Raw genomic sequence first — 19,159 nt, forward strand, 5'->3', positions numbered from 1 at the left:
AACTGTCGCGGGGGCGAGCGACGTCGCTCGCGCCCCGGGAGCTGGCCTAAGCGTGTGGATGTGCGAGCAGGCTGAACGGGTCGGTATTGGCGACGGGATCGGTGATCAGCGTGCCGGTGGCACCGTCGGTCGCCAGCTTGAAGTTGCCCGCGACGTAGTTGCCGAACAGGTTGATGGAGGCCTGCAGCGTGCCGCTGGTGATCGTGAGGACGCCGCCAGCGCCCGAAGACTGGTTCCACGTCGCCGAGGTGACGCCGGCCGTGTAGCCGATGTCGCCGAAGATGATCGCGCCGTTGGTGGGGGTCAGACCGGAGATGCTGACGTTTCCGTTGATGGAGACCGAATCGTCAAACTTCACGGTGCCACCCGTTGTGGCGAAGGTGATCGTGGAACCGCTGGCCACGCCGCCGCTCAGGACCTCGAGGAAGCCGCCGCTGATGGTGGCTCCCTGCAGCGATCCGCCGGACCATACATAGGCTTGGCCGGTGCTGATCACGGTGAGGTCGTCCGCAACGCCGCCGGCGATGACATGATACGTGCCGCCGGAATTGATCTGCGCGGATGTCGCCATGCCACCGAAGAAGGTGACGGCCGACCCCGCCGAATTGACGACCGTATTCAGCGAGGAGCCGTAGTTGTACTCGAAGCCGCCGCTGTTAACTGTGGTGGCGAAGGCGGAACCGAACGGCCCGATGTGCTGGCTGCCGCCGTTCACGGTGGTATTGCTGGCGCTGCCGCCGTTCCAGATCACCTGCAGGCCGCCGCCCAGGACCGTGGCGTTCAGGGCCAATCCGCCGTTATGCACATGCATGAGCCCGGCGCTCTGGACCAGCGAGTTCGAGGCAATCGTCCCGGAGTCCCAGACGAGCTGGTTGCCGCCAGACTGAATGGTCGTGTTGCTCGCTTGCGCCCCGTCGTAGATGTATTCGTAGCCTTTGCTCTGGACCGTGGCGCCCGAGGCCACGCTGCCCGTGCCCCACACGATCTCGTAACCACCCGACTGGACCGTCGCGGCCAGCGAGCTGCCGCCGGAATAAGCATACTGCTTCGTGCCCGACTGGATGGTGGTCGAGGCGGCACTGCCGCCGGAATAGGCATTCAGCACGCTGCCAGTGCCCTGCAGCAGCGTCCCCAATGTGACGCCGCCGGAATAGACATAGCCGAGGCCACCCGAGATGGTCGCACCGCCGGAGACCAGCGTCGCTGTCACCGAGCTTCCAGCCGAATCGATGTAGCTGCTCTGGTAGGAACTGCCGGCACTGCCCCCGGCCGAAACGAGAAGGTGTCCACCGGTCTCGATCAGGGAATTCATGGCGAATCCGCCGCCCCCGGGCGAGGTGGAGCCGCCGACGATCTGCTTGCCGCCGCTCAGCACCGTCGTTCCGTAGGCGAAGCCGCTGCCGAACACGTACTGGTTTCCGCCGGAATTGACCGTCGTCGCGCTGGCAACCGACTGGTACGTTTGGCCGCCGACATACTGGAAGCCACCGCCATTGACGGCGACTGCCGATGTCGTGCCGTACACGTAGCCGCTGCCACCGCTTGCGATCGTCATGCTGGTGGCACTAGCGCCAGACCAGACCTGGTGCACGCCGAGCACGATGGCACCGTTATCGATGCCGCCAGCGACATATTCGATGCCGCCCGAGCTGACCATGGTCGCGCTGGCCGTGCCGCCGTTCACGGTCAGCGCACCGCCGGAAGTGATGAGCAGGCCGGCACTCGTCTGTCCCGTTTCGAGGGAGAGGTTGTAGGAGCTGATGGCCGCACCCTGGGCCACCGTGAAGCTCTGGACCACGCTGGCGTTGTTGAGGGCGGAAGTCAGGCCCGCATCCGCGAATTCCTGCATCTGGACGGTGTAGGTGCCGTTGGTGAACGACACCGGCACCGACGTTGCCCAGTTGCCGTCGGCGTCGGCCTGAGCCACGAGGTAGCCGCCGTTCGACACAATCTCGGAGGGCAGCGCGCCGCCACCCACCGCGGTGAAGGTCAGCTTGGCGTAGCTGCTGCCGAAAATCTTGTTGGTGGACGAGCTGACATAATAGTTGCTGGCCGCCGTCTGCTGTTGGAGCGCGGCCTGGTCGGAACCGTTCCAGCCGAACACCAGTGCGCCGTTGTAGACGGTCTGGGGCGTCGCGCTGCTGGAGGTCTGGGCGTTCCAGACCTCATAGGATTGCAGAAAGGGTGCGCCGTCGGCCGGCGCGTAGCCCGGCCGCATGCCGACGAGCGGCGCCCAGGGGGTCAAAGTGCCGGAGACCGTCGTCAGCAGAGCCGGATCGAGCGTATTCATGCCGCCCGGGAAGAAGCTGATCGTCATCCCCCCGTTTGCCGCGGTGACGTACTGCCCCGTCCCGGTGCCGGTAATGGCAGCCAGGCCGTCGATGGCGATGGCGCCACCCTGGCCGCTATAGGCTGGATTGAGGATATTGCCGGCCGAATCGACCGTCATGTAGAGATTGAAAGTCTTGGCCGCCACCCCCGAGCCGACGACGATCTGGTACCAGTTGACGCCGGTGCCCGAGCTCGCGGCGGTGACCGGCAGGTCCAGCAGGTTGACGACGCCCAGCGGGGGGGGATTGCCGTAGGTCGATGTGGTGTAGCCGCCGCTGCCATTGCTGACGATCTGGTAGTTGCCAGAGGCGGTGATCGTTGCCACCACCACATCGGAGGCCGAGGTTGCGCCCTTCAGGATGATCTGGACCGGCGTTCCCTCGATGAGGCTCGTCTGGATGTTGTTGAAGTTCAGCGTCGTCTGGATGCCGCTCGTGTTGACGCCGGCTGGAACCAGATAGCTGCCGCCGGGTGGAGCGATGTAGTTGGCGATGGTCTGCGGGGTGTAGCCGGCGGGCGTGTCGCTATCCCCGTACAGTGTGATCGTGATGCTGCTCGTGGGCGACCCAGTCGGGCTTTGGGTGACGTTGACCAGAGGGCCGACATTGTAGGCGCGGGTCAGGAAGTCCGAATAGCCGTTGCCGTAGGAGTTCGTGTAGTTGAAGAACACCTTGGCATACTCGTCGTAGTAGACGTAGCCTGGCGGGGTCACGAGGCCGGGCGACGCGCCGCCGAATGCGTAGGTCGGATCCTGGTTCCACTCCTTGTTCAGGTTCAGCGGCGTGGTGATCGCCGAGTTCAGCGAGGTGCCGGTGGCGTCGTAGTAGCCGGCCGTGAAGCCCGCGAGGAAATCACGCAGGACGGCGCCCCACTCATTGTTGGAGCCGGTGTTCATCGTAAGCGTCGTCGTCGATCCGGGCACGCCATTGGGATTGGCCAGACCGGAGACGGTCGCGTTGCCCAGCGTCATGTAGATGCTGTTTTCGAGGTCGGCCGGGCTGATCGTGATCGTGCCCTGGATCTGGCTGGCCTCGTCCGGCGTCAGCACGAAATTGCCGCCGCTGAACGTTACCCGATAGGAGTAGAAGCCGGCATTGTGCCAGACATGGTTGCCGTCTGGCGCGCCGTTGAAGTAGCCAGTGATCTGGATCTGGTTCGTTCCAGCGGCGCCCCCCGCGCCGCCCGATACCGCCGTGCTGGTCTGCAGGTTCGTGACGTAATTGTTCCAGTTGGAAGTCTGATAATTCGTTCCGCTGACATTCTCGGAGATCGCGGTGGCGGGGGAGATGGCCATGCGGGGGCCGGTGAGGCCGCCCGTGCTTGCGGACGTGAAGTTCTGGATGCTCCCGGCGCCGCCGGCGCTGGAGAGCGCGTTCCATATCGTGTCGTCGGTTGTGACGCTGCCACCCGGGATCGCGTAGCCACGCGTCCCGCTCGTGCCATCGGCATAAACGACGTCGATCCCCATCGGGATGCCGAAGCCGTTGATGTCGGTGAGGTTGCCGGCATCGGCGGGAGCCGGCGTGAAGGTCACCTCGAAGCTGTCGTAGCGGTAGTTGAGCGTGTCCGCGCTGGACAAGGTGCCGGTCGGCGAGATCTGGCTTTCTGTCTGGATCTGGGTCTGCACAGACTCGATGCCGGGCGCCATGCTCTGGAGCAGGAAATAGACCTTTAGGCCCTGCTGATCCGGGAGAGTGAGCGTGGTGGCAGTGCCAGTCAGTTGCTGCCAGGTGGGGGTGTTGCCGTTCACATCGAAATAGACGGCCCAGCCAGCGACGTTCGTCGTCGTCAATTGCGACGCCATCTGGCTTCCGAAATTAATATTGACTGCAGGCATCGGCGCCCTCCGAGTCTCACGGTACGGGCATCCCGGCCGTACGGTAAGAAATCTAACTTTTGCCTGCGGAAACACAATACAATATTCGTGGTGTTGAAGCGGGTGGAGGCGCGACCCAGAGCCATGGATCCCGACAAGGAGCTGCCCAACGATCCCGGCATCATCGCCCTGGTGATGCTGATGCGCCTGCATGGGGTGGCGGCCGACGGCGATCAGATCCGGCACCGGTTCGCGGCGCGGCCAGTCGGCGTGACCGAGATGGTGCGCTGTGGCAAGGAATTCGGGCTCAGGACCCGGGTGGTGCGCACCCAGTGGAGCAGGCTACCCCATACGCCCCTGCCGGTGATCGCTGCGTTGCGCAACGGCAGTTTCCTGCTGATCGGCCAGGTCGACATCGACGAGGGTAGGGTCCTCGTCCAGGAACCCACGGCCGCCCGTCCCCGGGTGATGACGCAGGCGGAACTGGAGGAGGTGTGGGACGGCCGGATCGTGCTGATGGCGCGGCGCAGCGCGCTCTCCAGCCTGACGCGCCGGTTCGACATCAGCTGGTTCGCCGGGGCCATCGCCAAGTACCGCGGCCTGCTGGGCGAGGTGCTCGTTGCCTCGTTCTTCCTGCAGGTCTTCGCACTGGTTTCGCCGCTCTTCTTCCAGGTCGTCATCGACAAGGTCCTGTCGCACCGTGTGATCAGCACGCTCGACGTCCTGATCCTCGGCCTGGTCGCCATCTCAATCTTCGAGACGATCCTGGGGGGACTTCGCACCTATCTCTTTTCGCACACGACCAATCGCATCGACGTCGAGCTGGGCGCGCGGCTGTTCCGGCATCTGCTGGCGCTGCCGATAAATTATTTCCAGACCCGCCGCGCCGGCGATTCGGTGGCGCGGGTGCAGGAACTCGAGAACATCCGCAACTTCCTCACCAGCTCGGCGCTCACGCTGGTGGTCGACCTCTTCTTCACCGTCGTCTTCCTGGCGGTGATGTTCGTCTATTCGCCGCTTCTCACCTTCATCGTGATCGGCTCGCTGCCGGTCTATGTCGCCATCTCGGCCGGTGCCACGCCGTTCTTCCGCCGGCTACTGGACGAGAAATTCCGGCGCGGCGCCGAGAACCAGGCCTTCCTGATCGAGACGACGACGGGCGTCGAGACCCTGAAGGCGATGGCGGTCGAGCCGCAGATGCAGCGGCGCTGGGAGGAGCAGCTCGCGGGCTACGTCGCCGCGAGCTTCCGCGTCACCAACCTCGGCAACTACGCCAGTCAGGCGGTGCAGCTCGTCAACAAGCTGGTCGTCTCCGCGACGCTCTATTTCGGCGCCAAGCTCGTAATCACCGGCTCGCTGTCGGTGGGCGAGCTGGTGGCTTTCAACATGCTGGCCGGCCGCGTCAGCCAGCCTGTGCTGCGCCTGGCCCAGCTGTGGCAGGACTTCCACCAGGCCAGGCTGTCGGTGGCGCGGCTGGGCGACATCCTCAACACCCCGGCCGAGACCGTCTACAATCCGACCCGGGTGGTGCGGCCGCCGATCCGCGGCGAGGTGGCGTTCGAGCATGTCAGCTTCCGCTACCGCGTGGACGGCTCGCAGATCCTTCACGACGTGAACTTCACGGTGCCGGCCGGCCAGACCGTCGGCATCGTGGGCTCGTCGGGCTCGGGCAAGAGCACGCTGGTGAAGCTGATCCAGAGGCTCTACGTCCCCGAAAGCGGCCGCGTCCTGATCGACGGAGTCGACCTTGCTCTCGTCGACACGTCCTGGCTGCGACGCCAGGTCGGCTTCGTGCTGCAGGAAAACGTGCTGCTGAACCGCTCTGTGCACGAGAACATTGCCCTGACGGATCCGGCGATGCCCATGGAGAAGGTGATCGCCGCGGCGAAGCTCGCCGGCGCGCACGAGTTCATTCTTGAGTTGCCGGAGGGCTACGACACGATCGTCGGTGAACGCGGCGGCAGCCTCTCAGGCGGACAGCGCCAGCGGCTGGCCATCGCGCGGGCGCTCGTGACCGATCCGCGCATCCTCATCTTCGACGAGGCGACCAGTGCGCTCGACTACGAGAGCGAACGCATCATCCAGGAAAACATGGCCGAGATCGCGAGGGGCCGGACCGTGTTCATTATCGCGCATCGCCTCTCGGCGGTCCGGCACGCCGATCGCATCATCACCATGGACCACGGCCGGATCGTCGAGGACGGCAAGCACGAGGACCTGATGCGGACCGGCGGCCGCTACTCACAGCTCTATCGTCTGCAAGGTGGCATCCAGGTCGTGTCCGAGGCCGGGCGCGACCGATGACGGACGCCGTCGCTGCGCCGCCCAAGCCGCCCGCGAGACCGCGGCCGGTCCGGCGTCATGCCCACGAGGTCGAGTTCCTGCCGGCGGCCCTCGAAGTCGTCGAGACGCCGCCATCGCCGATCGGGCGGGCGATCAGCGGCCTCATCGTCGTGGTGTTCCTCGCAACGATCCTGTGGGCGTCCTTCGGCACGATCGACATCATCGCCGTGGCGCAGGGCAAGATCATCCCGAGCGGCAGTACGAAGACCCTCCAGCCGCTGGAGAGCGGCATCGTAAGGGCGATCCACGTCAAGGACGGCCAGACGGTCAAGGCGGGCGACGTCCTGATCGAGCTGGATTCGACCGTCAGTGTCGCCGAACGCACACGCACCGAGGCCGACCTGGTGGCGGCCCGGCTCGACGTGGCGCGGCTGCGCGCGCTGCTCTCCGACGTGCCCGATCCGGTCGCGCAGTTCGAACCGCCCGGGGAAGCGGACCCGGCCCTGGTGGCCGCTCAACGCCATCTCCTTGCCAGCGAAGTTGCCGAACGCCGCGCCAAGACCGCAGCGGTCGACAACCAGAAGGTCCAGAAGGAAAAGGAAGTCGCGACGCTGGCGGCCAGCATCGCGAAGATCGAGGCGATGTTGCCGATCCTGCGCCAGCGGTTCGAGATCCGCCGGGCCCTGATGGAAAAGGATCTCGGTTCCAGGCTGCTCTACCTGCAGGAGCAGGGCGAGCTGGTCGGCGCCGAGAACGAGCTGCTGATCCAGAGAAGTCGCCATGCGGAAGCCGTCGCGGCGCTGGGGGCGATCACGGCCACCCGAGACCAGGTGGAGGCCGAGTTCCGGCGCAAGACCGCCGATGAACTGTCCAAGGCCGAGCAGCGCGTCGCCGCTCTGACCCAGGATCTCGTGAAGACCACCCAGCGCACGCGCGAGCGCTCCCTGGTGGCCCCGATCGACGGGGTGGTCCAGCAGCTCGCCGTGCATACGATCGGCGGGATCGTGACGCCGGCGCAGCCTCTGCTCGTTCTGGTGCCAACCGGAAGCCGGCTCGAGATCCTGGCGATGATCCCGAACCAGGACATAGGTTTCATCGAGATCGGCCAGAGGGCGGCGGTCAAGGTCAGGACCTTCGATTTCACGAAGTACGGCCTGCTGGAAGGCGTCGTCGAGAGCGTCTCGATGGACGCGATCAAGCCGGACCCGACACGCGACCTCCCGGACGGACGGTCGCCGGACTCCATGATGCCCGGTGCCGCGGGCGCGCCGCAGGACCCCGTCTACGCCGCGCGCATCTCGCTCGATCGCAGCCAGATCAAGGTCGGCGACAAGGTCGTCAGCCTGGCGCCCGGCATGGCGGTGACGGTGGAGATCATGACGGGCGAGCGCACCATCATCAGTTACCTGCTGTCGCCGCTTTCACGCCATGGCCAAGAGAGCATGAGGGAGCGTTGATTCCCGGCGTTTGGGTGCTGGAGATCGCGTCGATAACGTGCAAATAATGCCACCGGTAATTGTTAACTCGGGGGCGGCCAAGGGCCATGAAGCGCGATGCGGTGATCATGGTGACGGGCGCCGGTGGCTTGGTCGGCTCCACGTTACTGGAGCACTTGGCTCGCGAAGGGTTTGCTCGCCTCGTTCCAGTGCTGCGGCGAGACTGCGATCTTTCCGATTCGAAAAGTACCGAATCGCTTTTCGCCCGCACGCGGCCGACCTACGTGTTCCATGCGGCCGGCCGGGTCTACGGCATCCTGGGCAACATGATGAACCAGGGGCTGTCGTTCTATGACAACAGCATGATCAACACGAACGTCGTCGAGGCGGCTCGCCGGCATGGCGTCGAGAAGATCACCGTCATGGGAACGGGGGCCGTCTATCCCTATCCGCCGCCGGGCGTCCCGCTGCGCGAGAACATGATCCACTTCGGCATTCCGCATGCGTCGGAACGAGGGTACGCGAACGCCAAGCGCGCGATGCTGGCGATGCTCGAAGCCTACGAGGAGAGCTATGGTCTCAAGTGGGCCTATATCGTCTCCTGCAATCTCTTCGGGCCGCGCGACAGGTTCGACGTGAAGTTCGGGCATGTCGTGCCGGCGCTCATCCGGAAGTTTCACGAGGCCCGCCGCAGTGGCGGCAGCGTGGACGTCTGGGGCGATGGCTCGGCGCAGCGGGATTTCATGTACAGCCGGGATGCCGCCCGCGCGTTCCAGACGATCATGGAAAGCGTCGACGGCGCCGTGAACATCGGCAGCGGCGTCGTCTACAGCATCCGCGAGATCGTCGACATGCTGGGAGCGATCACGGGCATGGCGGACCGCGTGCGATGGGATCCGACCAAGCCGAACGGGCAGGAGTATCGCGAATACGATCTCAGTCGCATGCGTCTCGCCGGTTTCGAGTGCCGATACGCCATCGCCGACGGGCTGCGCGAGACCTGGGAATGGTACTGCCGTGAATTCGACGGCGAGTCGCCATCGGCATCGACGCGTGCCGAAGGGGTGTCCGTGAGCCTTTGAGGCCGCGGATACATCGACGCCATGGCGATCAGCACAGACCCGGCGATACCGTCGGAAACACAGAGGGCACCGACCACCGAGGAGCGGCTGAGCGCGCTCGGGCTCGACGGCCGGCGGCGCATGGTTCACAGGCTGCTGCCTCTCGAAACCGGCTGCGGGCTCGAGATCGCGCCGAACTGGGCGCCGGTCGTCACCAAGTCGGAAGGCGACGTTCTCTATTGTGACTATCTCACCTACGAGCAATTGCTAGAGCGCGAAAGGACGAATCCCGGCCGAATCCAGCACGGCCTGCGCGTCCAGCGCCTCGATTTCATCTGGGAGATCGGCAAGACGCTGCAGGAATGCGCTGGCACGGCGGCTCCCTTCGATTATGTCGTTTCGTGCCATGTCTTCGAGCACGTGCCGAACTTTCTCGAGTATCTCTACCAGGTCCGGGCCGTCGTGAAGGACGATGGCGTGATCGCGATGGTGCTGCCGGACTGCAAGGGCAGCGGCGAGTATTTCCGGCGCGAGACGAATGCAGCCGAGCTCATCAGTTCCTACTTGCTGGGACAGACCGTGCCTTCACCGGGGCAGGTTTATGACGGGCTCAAGAATCTCTTCGACTTCCAGAACGTGCCCCTGGAGGGCCGTACGCTCGCCGACGTCAAGCGGCTCTTCACCAACTCCGACTCCTACGCCGCGGCGTTGCGCGCGAGCCAGGAGTATGTCGACGTGCATTGCTGGGCCTTCTCCCGCGACGGCTTTGCCGAAGTCGCGCGTGAACTGAGGGAGATCGGCCTTTTCGATTTCGAGATCGAATCGCTCGAGTCCAATCCGCCAACGCAGACCGGGCATGGCTCCGAATTCTACGTGAAGCTGCGACCGACGGCGCCTGCGCGGCCCTCGCGGCTGCGCGGCCGCACCTTGCCCTTCGCCGGTGCGGCGCCCGTCCCGGACGAGCAGCCGGGCGTGTCCGACATCGAGCGGGTCATGGCCCATGGCGACCGGGCGTTCCGTGAGGCGGTCGCCGTCCAGGACGCGCTGAAGGCCGAGAAGGAAGCGGCCGAAGCCGCGATGGCGCGGGCCGTCGCCCATGGCGAGAAGGCCTTCCGCGAAGCCGTGGCGGCCCAAGACGTGCTCAAGGCCGAAAAGGCGCTCGCCGAGGACCGGCTCGCCCGGCTGGAAGCCAGCCCCCTCGTGAAGTTGGGCCGCCAGCTCGGCCTGCTTCCCCGATAGGCGATCACGTTCGGGAACCGAAAGACCATGACGCAGAAGAGACTGGCGATCGTCTGTTCCTACAATGAGAGCTGCGGCAACGCATCCTACGCCCATGTGCTCAGGAACAAGTTCTCGGAGTACGTCCACTGCGATGTGATCCCGCTCGACCTTTTCCTGCTGCAGAGGTCCAGTCCCGCTTTCCAGTCGGCAGGCGACAGGCATATTGCCGAGATCGCGGCGCGCCTCTCGGGCTACGACTACGTGAACATCCAGTTCGAGGCGGGTCTCTATGGCGCGAAGGACAGCGACGTTCTGCGTCGGCTGACGATGCTCCTGGACGCCTGCCGGAGCGTCGTCGTCACGATGCATCGCATCAACCCGCCGACCTTCTACCTGCCGCGCGTCCTCTGGCAGTTCGCCGAGACTTTCGTCGCGGGGCATCCGATCGTGGCCACCCGGGCCATGCTTGCGGAAATTTTCTACGCGCGTCCGGCGGCGAAGCTCTATTCCCGCATCATCGAGGCCTGCCGGCGGCGCTCGCGTTCCGCAAACGTCAGTATCATGGTCCACACGAAGCGGGAGCGGCGCATCGTCCGGGAGATCTACAGGTTCGACAAGGTGGTCGATTTCCCGATCACCTTCCTGACGGAAGACCAGCGGCGCGACGTGCTGGAGAAAACCGACGTCGAGGCCTTTCGGCAGCGCCACGGGATTGCGCCCGGCGTCAAGGTGATCGGCGCCTTCGGATTCATCTCCTCCTACAAGGGCTACGAGACGCTGATCCACGCGCTGAAGGAACTGCCGGAGGACCATCACCTCTACCTGTTCGGTGGACAGCATCCCGCTTCCGTCGCGGAGAATGTCCAGCTGGATCCGTACATCGAATCATTGCTGAAGCTCATCAGGGAGAAGAACGACGAGGTCGTCGGCGACTCCCGTCGGCGACTGATGCCCTTCGGACGCGGGACGGTTGCGCCAGCGGACACCGGCCCGGAGGTCGCGGAGCGCAGGGAAGACACGCTCTCGAGGCTCCTGTCCTACGACCTGCTGAAGCGAGTCCATTTCATTGGCGAACTGTCGGATCCGCACTTCATCGAGGCGCTGCGCGGCTGTGATGCGGTTGCTCTGCCCTATCTCGAGGTCGGCCAGAGCATGTCCGGTGTCATCGCGCTCGCGATCGAATGCGGCGCCAACCTGTATTGTGCCCGCAACAGGTCTTTCGCCGAAGTGATGAAGTACTACGGCGAGGTCTTCGTCTCGTTCGACATCGGCAATCATGTGGAACTGGCACAGAAGATCCAGCGGGGCGGTAACCGCTTCGAGGAAGCGCGTAACCGTGCCCTGGCGACCTACAACCTGCAGAGCAACGTGGCCTTGCATCTGGAGAAACTGGGCTTCACCGTGCCGGCCGAGCCTGGGCTGCCGCAGACGGGGACAACGCAACCGGCGGCGTAGAGCCGCTCGACGGGAGCAGTTCCGATGGCGACACCGGACGGGCTGGACGAGGAACTCGCGCTGGCGCTGTCAGCCGTCGAAGCCGACCCGGCCAACGCCTACGGCCTCGCGGTGGTGGCCGAGCGTCTTCGTCTCGCCGGTCGGGAGGAGGAGGCGGCCGCGGCCGTCCGGCGGGCCGCCGCCCTCAATCCGGGCGACGATCGCGTACTCAGGAAATCTCAGACGCTCCTGCTCATGGTGGGCGATTTCGCCGCCGCGGTCGAACAGGGGCGCCTGCTGGTCGGGCGCGACCCCGCGGATCCGGAGGCGCGTTTCCAGTTGATCTTCGGGCTGCTGGCGCTGCGCGAGCACCGCGAGGCGCTGGATCATCTCGACATCTACCTGCAGCGAGCGCCCGAGTCGGCGCTGGGCTGGCGCAATCATGCCGGTGCGCTCGAGGCGCTGGGCGAATTCCATCGGGCACTTGCTTCGTCGAACCGGGCGGTGTTGCTCGAGACCTCCAATCCGGAGTTCCGCCTCCATCGCGCGGGCTTGCTAAACCATCTCGGCCGGACTGCCGACGCCCTGGCCGAGGTCCGTGCCGCCGAGGCGATCGAGGGCGAGACCGCCCGGGTCGCGTGGTTCCGAAGCGTGATCCATGACGGGGCCGGCGATCTCGATGCCGCGATCGACCATGCCCGTAAGGCCCGGGCTCTCGCGCCCGGAAATCTCGACTTTGACCGTTATGTCTCGGATCTCGAGAAGCGACGGGCGGCGAGGCTGGAGCTGCTGCTCCCCCCTGATACGGGTGAACCGGGAGAACAGGCCACGCCGCGTCCGGGCTGGCAGGCCAGGCCGTCCGTCCGGCCGGGATGGCGGGCCGCCGTGGCCAGCCAGGGACGCATCCTGATCGCGCTGCTGCTGCGGGACGCGCAGACCCGCTTCGGAGAAACGCGCCTCGGCTACCTCTGGGCCCTGCTGGAGCCGATCTCCCATCTGGCGCTGATCGCCAGTGTGTTCGCTGCCACGCATATCGGCGGAACGGCGCCCGTCGGCAGCAACCTCATCGTCTACTACTTCACCGGCGTGCTGCCGTACCTGCTGTTTTCCAACACGGTCTTCGGGGTCCAGCACAGCCTCGTCGCCAACCGCCCCCTGCTGCAGATCCCTCTGGTCCAGCACGTCGATGTCCTGCTGGCGCGCGGTCTGCTCGAGCTGCTGACCCAGTTCTGCGTCGCCATCATCGTGCTGACTGCTTTCGTTCTGCTTGGCCTGCCCGCGGTTCCGAACGACGTGTTCGACGCGGCCAGCGGGCTCTTCGCGATCTGGGTTATCGGATTCGGCATCGGCGTGACCAATGCGACCATCATCCATTTCGTGAAGTCGTGGGACCATGTCTTCGCGAACGTCGTGCGCGCCCTCTATTTCACCTCTGGCATCTTCCTCAATCCGGCCGAGATGCCCGAATGGGTGCGCGACATCCTCGTCTGGAACCCGGTCCTGCAGGCCATCGACTGGATTCGCAGCGGCTTTTTCGACAGCTGGCATCCGATCTGGCTGGATCGCGGATACGTCGTCCTGTGGGGATTTGCCGCCGTGCTGATCGGCTTCAGCCTGGAACGTGCCTGCCGCCGGCGGCTCTCGGTCGCATGATTACGCTCGACCACGTCCACAAGAGCTACCGCACTCCGGAATCCCGCCGCAGGGTGCTGGATGACGTGAGCATGGTCCTTGCCGACGGGGTGAACATCGGGATCCTGGGCGTCAACGGCGCGGGCAAGTCGACCCTGATGCGGCTGCTGTCGGGGACGGAATTGCCCGATCGCGGCACCATCCGGCGCACCAGCCGCGTGTCGTTCCCTCTGGGGTTCGGCGGGGCGATCCATCCCAACGCCACGGGCCGCGACAACGTCATCTTCCTCGCCCGTGTCTACGGCGTCGACCGGCGGGCCGCCATCGAGTTCGTGCAGGAGTTTGCCGAACTCGGCAGCTACTTCGACATGCCGACCCGGACCTATTCCTCAGGCATGATGGCGCGCCTGTCGTTCGGCCTCAGTCTCGCCATCGACTTTGACGTTTATCTGGTCGACGAGATCACGGCAGTGGGCGACGCGCGCTTCCAGTCGCGCTGCCACGAGGCATTCCAGCAGCGGATCCGCCATGCTAGCGTGATCATGGTTTCGCATAGCTTCGAGACGATCCGGTCCTATTGCGAGAAGGGTGCCGTCCTCAACGACGGCAAGCTCGTGATGTACGAGACGATCGAAGGGGCGATTGCGGACTATCGGAAGCTCCTGGGCCTTGATAGGGTCCCGGAACCGGGCGGGTGAGTGTCACATGAGCCAGAGGGTCATCCAGCTGCGCAAGGAGACGGCGGAGGAGCCGGACCTGCTTGCGCGTCCGATGCCTGCCATGCGGCGCAAGCGCGGCATCAAGGGCCATCTCCTGGCTTTCGTGCTGCTGGCACTCGTCCCGACGGTCGCTGCCGGCGTCTACCTGTACGGCTTCGCGGCCGACCAGTATGTCGCCGAGTTCCGTTTCAACCTGCGGCGTGCCGCGGAGCCTGTTCTCGCGGGCGGCGCCAACAATGGAAACCCATCCGGAGCACTGGTCGCCACCGGGCTGACGGCGAGCCAGATCTGGGACTCGCAGACCATCGTCCAGTTCATAAGGAGCCGCGACGTCGTCGACGCACTCGAGGCGGAGCTGGGCTTCGAGCGGCTCTACCGGCGGGCCGAGGTCGACTGGGTGAGCCGGCTTGGCGACGCGCGGTCGATCGAACGGAAGACCGAGTACTGGCGCGGCATGGTCGAACCGTTCTTCGACGCCATGACGGGTGTCATTTCCGTGTCGGTGCGGGCGTTCACGCCCGAGGATGCACTGGCGGTCGCCAATGCGGTGCTGCGGAGCGCCGAGAAGACGGTGAACGACCTGTCCACGCGCGCACAAAAGGACGCGATCGCGTTCGGCGAGGAGGAGGTGGCGAAAGCGGACCGCCGGCTCGTCGAGGCGAGGGTGGCCGTCCGCGACTTTCGCGACAAGGCCGAGATGGTCGATCCGGGACGCTCGGTCGAGGTCGACATCAACCTGCAGGCCCACCAGCGTGAGCGGCTGGCGACGCTGCAGGCCCAGTACAATTCCATCAGCAAGTCGGCGCCGAACTCGCCGCAGCTTCGCCATCTCGGGGTCGAGATCGCCGCCATCGAGGGCATCATTCGCGACCAGCAGGCCGGCATGACGCAGGGCCGGAAGGCGGCGCCGGAGAAGTCCGGCGGCCCGACGATCACGGCGCTGATGGGCGGATACGAGGCGCTGAAGCTTGAAGAGGCCTTCCGCGAGAAGCTCTATCTCTTCGCGCTGCAGTTCGCGGAGCAGTCGCGCATCGAGGCGATGCGGCAGAAGCTCTATCTCAATGCCTTCGTGAAGCCGAAGCTCCCCGAGGAGGCGCTGCATCCACGCCGCCTGCGCATCATTGCGATCGTCTTCTTCGTCGGGCTCGTCGCCTGGGGGCTGGGGTCTCTCGCCTACTACTCCATCCGCGATCATCTCTGACGGATTTCAGCGGTAGCGGTCGGCGGCACCAAGAAAGCCGGCGTAGCGGGCGACCGCCTCCGGGACGGGCGTGAACGCCCTGCGGTAGCCGGCGTTCCGCAATGCGCCGAGCGGCGCTTCGGTTGCATATTGATAGCGATCGCGCAGGTCTTCCGGCATCGGGACGTATGCGATGCGCGGTTCGCGCCCGACCGCTTTGAACAGGGCATCGATCAGGTCGTGGAACGAAGTCGCATGGCCGGTGCCGACGTTGAGCAGGCCAAACGCAGGGCCGTGGTTCAGGGCCCAGATCACGACGTCGGCCACATCGTCGACAAGCACGAAGTCGCGGCGTTGGCCGCCGTCCGCGAAGTCGCTGCGGTGACTCCTGAACAGCTCGACCTCGCCGCCGGCGGCGGCGAGGTCGTGGTTCTTGGCGACGACGCTCATCATGTCGCCCTTGTGATATTCGTTTGGACCGAACACGTTGAAGAACTTCAGGCCGACGCATCTCGGCGGCAGCGGCAAGCCTCGTTCCCGTCGCTCCGCCACCACCAGGTCGAACTGATGCTTGCTCCAGCCGTAGAGGTTGAGCGGCCGCAGCTTCCGCAGGCCTGAGAAGGGGAGGTCGTCGGTGAAACCCTGGTTGCCGTCGCCATAGGTGGCGGCAGACGAGGCATAGACCAGCGAAATGCTGCGCGACGCGCAGACATCGAGCAGCCCGAGCGAGAACTGGAAATTGTCCCGCATCACAGCATCGCCGTCGCGGGTCGTCGTCGATGAGATCGCCCCCATATGGACGACGGCCTCGACATCCCGAGCCTTCGCAAGAAACTCGAAGAGCTGATCCGGAAAGACGAAGTTGCGGAACATCCTCTTCCGGAGGTTCTGCCATCGATCGTCCTGTCCCAGTCGGTCGCAGAGCACGAGGTCGTCGCGACCGGCGTCGTTCAGCGCGGCGACAACGTTCGAGCCGATGAATCCCGCTGCACCCGTGACGACGATCATGACTCTTCCTCGTCCCGCGCAGCGCTATCGTCTGTTGATGAGGCGCGTGCTGGAATGGCCCGGCACGAGGTCGATGGTCAGCACCCGCCCGCCGGCCTGTCGCACGATGTCCCCGCCGACGATGTCTTCAATCCTGTAGTCGGCTCCCTTGGTCAGGAGATCCGGCTCCAGGCGCGCGATAAGGTCGTGTGGCGTATCTTCGTCGAAGACGACAACGAGGTCGACATACCCGATCGCCCCGAGGATCTCGGCACGGGCCTCCTCGTCCTGCACGGGCCGTGTCTCGCCCTTGAGGCGTCTCACCGAGTCGTCGCTGTTGAGGCCCACGATCAGACGATCACACTGGCGGGCCGTCTCGCGCAGCAGGGCGACATGGCCGGGGTGGAAGAGGTCGAAACAACCGTTCGTGAAGCCAACGGTGAGCCGCTGCTGGCGCCATTGCGCGCGCAGCAGCGAGGCGGTGTCGGCCGAAACGCGGGAGCCCTTCGGGACCGGCAGCTGGCCCGCCAGGACGGCGCGCTCGTGTTCGATTTCCGTGGCGGAGACGGTGGCCGTTCCCGGCTTGATCACCGAGATGCCGGCGGCGATGTTGGCAAAGGCCATGGCTTCCTCCGCCGGCCGACCTTCGGCGATGGCGAGCGAGAAGGCGGCGATTGCCGCGTCTCCGGCTCCGGTCACGTCGACGATCTCATGCGCATGTGTGGGCATGTGGATCGCCGAGCCGTCCGGCCTGACCAGCGACATGCCGTCCTCGGAGCGCGTCACGAGAAGGGTGGCGCCCGTCGCCACGGCGAGGGATGACGCGGCCGCTTCGACCTGCCGGTCGTCGTTCACGGGAAGGCCTGTGGCGGCTTCCAGCTCGCGGCGATTGGGCTTGATGACGCTGGCGCCGCGATAGTCCGCGAGGTTGCGACGCTTGGGATCCACGATCACGCGCAGTCCGACCTGGGCCGCCAGCGCCAGCGTCGCTTCGATCACCCGATCCGTGACGAGCCCCTTGCCGTAGTCGGAGATCACCACGAGGCTGCACCTGTCGATCCGCGCCTGCAACGCGGCAACGATCTGCTCCTCACAGGCCGGCGTGATCGGCATCGTGACTTCCCGGTCGAGGCGCAGGAGCTGATTGTGGCGGGCGAGGAACCGTGTCTTGACCGTCGTCGGCCGTCCCGGCGTCGCGACCACGTCGAGCGAGACACCGGCCTGGCGCAGAAGCCATACCAGCCGCTCGCCTTCGGGATCGGCGGCCGCACAGGTGACGAGATGTGCGGCCCCGCCCATGGCGGCGATGTTGAGGGCCACATTGGCGGCGCCGCCTCCGGATTCGACGATGTTCTCCTGCCGGATAACCGGCACTGGAGCCTCCGGCGAAATCCTCTCGACGCTCCCGAAAACGGAGACGTCGAGCATCGCGTCGCCGACGACCAGAACAGGGGCGGCCGTCGCGATCCACGGACTCAACTTCGGAGCGAACGAGGCTGTGGACCTCGACGAACGGTCGTTGGCCGGCGCTCCTGTCGGAGCGCCTCCCTGATGATGCCGCTCGGATTCCATTTCCCCGCCCTGATCGGACCGCGTCCGGCCAACCTTCCCCGTATTTGAGCCCATGCTAGCCCGGCTCATATCGCTCCGCTACCTGGGCGCCTCGGGACCGCGGCTCCTACGCTGATGTCCGGCAGGTGGACGTCCGTGCTGCCTCTTCCCTGTCGTCGGGTCCGTGACCCCTCTTGCCTCTCGCCACTGCATATGCGCTGAAATTCGGAGCAGCGGCGGCAAGATTGAGTTCGGCGCCGGGGGCGGGGCGATCCTCCCGGCGTCCGAGTTGCAAGTCTATCGCTCGGACTTGCACCAGCCGGTCATTTCAGCTCGGCGATGCGCAGTTCCTCGGCGCGTTCGCAGGCGGCTGCGGCTTCCTTGTACCGCTTGAGGTCGAGGTGGGCGCGCGCCAGGAATTCATAGTGGGCAGGCTTCTTGTATTGGGCCGTCGCGACTCTCGCGAGCAGTTGACGCGCGGCCGCCCGTTCATTGGCGGCGACAAGGGCGCGAACCGCGAGGCATGTTGCCTCCAGATTGATCGCCCGGTCGGTTTTGATGCCTTCCATCTGCTCGTAGGTGCTCGTCGTCTCGTCCCAGGCACCGCGGACGAAGGCGGCACGCATTTCTCCGATGAGCTTCTTGCCGAGTTCGATCTGTTCTTCTTTGGTCACAGTATTATCCCCTTATTTCATCGGCGTTGCAAATACCCTTGGCGTGATCACAAGAGCAAGTTCGACTGGATTCCGTCCCCCAAGGCCGGGGCCGATGCGTTCGTTGCGGAACGCAAGGCTATCATCGGCGGTCGTCCCGCGGATGCGTATAGCTCAAATCGTGCCATCGTAAATGGCCGTGCCTCATGAAACTTTGGCGAATGACCGACCATCAGAATCGACTTCTGAGCTTGCGCCGTGCGCTGACTTTGGCAGCGCGGACCATGTCGGGACAGGCTTCGATCTCGCCCCGTACCACGTCTCGCTCGACTGACACGGTGACCAGCCTGAACTTGGATTGAAGTGTCCGTTGAAGAGGCATTCTTTCAGGATATAAAGCCGATCTCGTTCTGTACATTGGACCTTGGAAGGGTCCGACCATTGCCTCGTTCGGGCGGACTCCCCGCTTCCGACTCTGGTGCTCGGCGACACCGAGATCCCGCCCGCTCCGGGACGATCAGGCCAGGGAGCCGATCCGCACGTTCGCGGAACTCCGCGTGCCGCGTTTCGTTCTCGTTGCATCATAGGGAGTGACGTATGGCCACAGCGAAAAAGGCTGCCAGGAAGAAGGTCGCACGCAAGCGCGCCGCCAAGCGCGAACTGATCGACACCGGGACGAACAAGCTCTACGTCCGGCGCAACGCACGTGGTACGTCATTCAAGGAAGTGGAAGACGTCGGTCGCTCCCTGTCGGCGGACCGTCGTCGCAGGGCGAAGACCATTGCCAAGCGCGGACAGGGCGACAAGGGAGACCGACGCCGCTAGTCCGAGTCGCTCCACCCGATTGCCGCGCGT

13 protein-coding genes are annotated in these 19,159 nt (G+C 65.2%); 9 read left to right on the plus strand and 4 right to left on the minus strand.

From position 1 onward, the window contains the following. Nucleotides 1-46: 46 nt before the first annotated feature. The gene (locus EPO41_RS20140; RefSeq protein ID WP_296328769.1) at nt 47-4,135 is read right to left on the minus strand and encodes a hypothetical protein; all 4,089 of its coding nucleotides are present in this window, start codon (nt 4,133-4,135) and stop codon (nt 47-49) included. A gap of 156 nt (nt 4,136-4,291) precedes the next feature. Between EPO41_RS20140 and EPO41_RS20145 the strand changes: the two genes are divergently transcribed. The 8 genes from EPO41_RS20145 (at nt 4,292) to EPO41_RS20180 (ending at nt 15,134) form a co-directional block, all read left to right on the plus strand. Then, nucleotides 4,292-6,451 (plus strand): type I secretion system permease/ATPase, encoded by a 2,160-nt coding sequence (locus EPO41_RS20145; RefSeq protein ID WP_296328772.1) that lies wholly within the window; start codon nt 4,292-4,294, stop codon nt 6,449-6,451. Continuing rightward, on the plus strand, nt 6,448-7,887 hold the full coding sequence (locus tag EPO41_RS20150; protein WP_296328774.1) for an HlyD family type I secretion periplasmic adaptor subunit: 1,440 nt from the start codon (nt 6,448-6,450) through the stop codon (nt 7,885-7,887). Before EPO41_RS20145 ends, EPO41_RS20150 begins: the two co-directional genes overlap by 4 nt. A gap of 86 nt (nt 7,888-7,973) precedes the next feature. Further along, a complete protein-coding gene (locus tag EPO41_RS20155) occupies nt 7,974-8,948 on the plus strand; it encodes an NAD-dependent epimerase/dehydratase family protein (protein ID WP_296328776.1) in 975 nt (324 codons plus the stop codon). 21 nt (nt 8,949-8,969) lie between these two features. Then, nucleotides 8,970-10,166: a class I SAM-dependent methyltransferase gene (locus tag EPO41_RS20160; protein ID WP_296328778.1), complete on the plus strand. Its 1,197-nt coding sequence runs from the start codon at nt 8,970-8,972 to the stop codon at nt 10,164-10,166. A gap of 27 nt (nt 10,167-10,193) precedes the next feature. Continuing rightward, a complete protein-coding gene (locus tag EPO41_RS20165) occupies nt 10,194-11,603 on the plus strand; it encodes a hypothetical protein (RefSeq protein ID WP_296328780.1) in 1,410 nt (469 codons plus the stop codon). A 24-nt stretch (nt 11,604-11,627) separates the two neighbouring features. Next, entirely contained in the window at nt 11,628-13,235 is a 1,608-nt protein-coding gene (locus tag EPO41_RS20170; RefSeq protein WP_296328783.1) for an ABC transporter permease, read from the plus strand. Next, entirely contained in the window at nt 13,232-13,912 is a 681-nt protein-coding gene (locus EPO41_RS20175; RefSeq protein WP_296328786.1) for an ABC transporter ATP-binding protein, read from the plus strand. Before EPO41_RS20170 ends, EPO41_RS20175 begins: the two co-directional genes overlap by 4 nt. A 7-nt stretch (nt 13,913-13,919) precedes the next feature. Beyond that, nucleotides 13,920-15,134 carry a hypothetical protein gene (locus EPO41_RS20180; RefSeq protein ID WP_296328792.1) on the plus strand — a complete coding sequence of 405 codons (1,215 nt, stop codon included), beginning with the start codon at nt 13,920-13,922 and terminating at the stop codon, nt 15,132-15,134. 6 nt (nt 15,135-15,140) lie between these two features. On the opposite strand, the gene rfaD is transcribed toward EPO41_RS20180, so the two are convergent. From rfaD to EPO41_RS20195, 3 genes are all read right to left on the minus strand, one after another. Further along, complete coding sequence (gene rfaD, locus EPO41_RS20185) at nt 15,141-16,121, minus strand: ADP-glyceromanno-heptose 6-epimerase (protein ID WP_296328795.1); 981 nt, start codon at nt 16,119-16,121, stop codon at nt 15,141-15,143. 24 nt (nt 16,122-16,145) lie between these two features. Next, on the minus strand, nt 16,146-17,741 hold the full coding sequence (gene rfaE2 / locus EPO41_RS20190) for a D-glycero-beta-D-manno-heptose 1-phosphate adenylyltransferase (protein ID WP_363247212.1): 1,596 nt from the start codon (nt 17,739-17,741) through the stop codon (nt 16,146-16,148). 233 nt (nt 17,742-17,974) lie between these two features. After that, a complete protein-coding gene (locus tag EPO41_RS20195) occupies nt 17,975-18,325 on the minus strand; it encodes a hypothetical protein (RefSeq protein WP_296328800.1) in 351 nt (116 codons plus the stop codon). A 576-nt stretch (nt 18,326-18,901) separates the two neighbouring features. Between EPO41_RS20195 and EPO41_RS20200 the strand changes: the two genes are divergently transcribed. Beyond that, on the plus strand, nt 18,902-19,129 hold the full coding sequence (locus EPO41_RS20200) for a hypothetical protein (protein ID WP_296328802.1): 228 nt from the start codon (nt 18,902-18,904) through the stop codon (nt 19,127-19,129). The last annotated feature ends 30 nt before the right edge of the window (nt 19,130-19,159 follow it).

The organism is Reyranella sp. (genome assembly GCF_004297265.1).
In the GTDB taxonomy this organism is placed as follows: domain Bacteria; phylum Pseudomonadota; class Alphaproteobacteria; order Reyranellales; family Reyranellaceae; genus Reyranella.

What these genes read in the sequence shown, in the direction of transcription:
- EPO41_RS20200 (WP_296328802.1), top strand. Translation starts at nt 18,902, where the DNA reads ATGGCCACAGCGAAAAAGGCTGCCAGGAAGAAGGTCGCACGCAAGCGC.
- EPO41_RS20165 (WP_296328780.1), top strand. Translation starts at nt 10,194, where the DNA reads ATGACGCAGAAGAGACTGGCGATCGTCTGTTCCTACAATGAGAGCTGC.
- rfaD (WP_296328795.1), bottom strand. Translation starts at nt 16,121, where the DNA reads ATGATCGTCGTCACGGGTGCAGCGGGATTCATCGGCTCGAACGTTGTC.
- EPO41_RS20150 (WP_296328774.1), top strand. Translation starts at nt 6,448, where the DNA reads ATGACGGACGCCGTCGCTGCGCCGCCCAAGCCGCCCGCGAGACCGCGG.
- EPO41_RS20140 (WP_296328769.1), bottom strand. Translation starts at nt 4,135, where the DNA reads ATGGCGTCGCAATTGACGACGACGAACGTCGCTGGCTGGGCCGTCTAT.
- EPO41_RS20160 (WP_296328778.1), top strand. Translation starts at nt 8,970, where the DNA reads ATGGCGATCAGCACAGACCCGGCGATACCGTCGGAAACACAGAGGGCA.
- rfaE2 (WP_363247212.1), bottom strand. Translation starts at nt 17,741, where the DNA reads ATGAGCCGGGCTAGCATGGGCTCAAATACGGGGAAGGTTGGCCGGACG.
- EPO41_RS20180 (WP_296328792.1), top strand. Translation starts at nt 13,920, where the DNA reads ATGAGCCAGAGGGTCATCCAGCTGCGCAAGGAGACGGCGGAGGAGCCG.
- EPO41_RS20145 (WP_296328772.1), top strand. Translation starts at nt 4,292, where the DNA reads ATGGATCCCGACAAGGAGCTGCCCAACGATCCCGGCATCATCGCCCTG.
- EPO41_RS20175 (WP_296328786.1), top strand. Translation starts at nt 13,232, where the DNA reads ATGATTACGCTCGACCACGTCCACAAGAGCTACCGCACTCCGGAATCC.
- EPO41_RS20155 (WP_296328776.1), top strand. Translation starts at nt 7,974, where the DNA reads ATGAAGCGCGATGCGGTGATCATGGTGACGGGCGCCGGTGGCTTGGTC.
- EPO41_RS20170 (WP_296328783.1), top strand. Translation starts at nt 11,628, where the DNA reads ATGGCGACACCGGACGGGCTGGACGAGGAACTCGCGCTGGCGCTGTCA.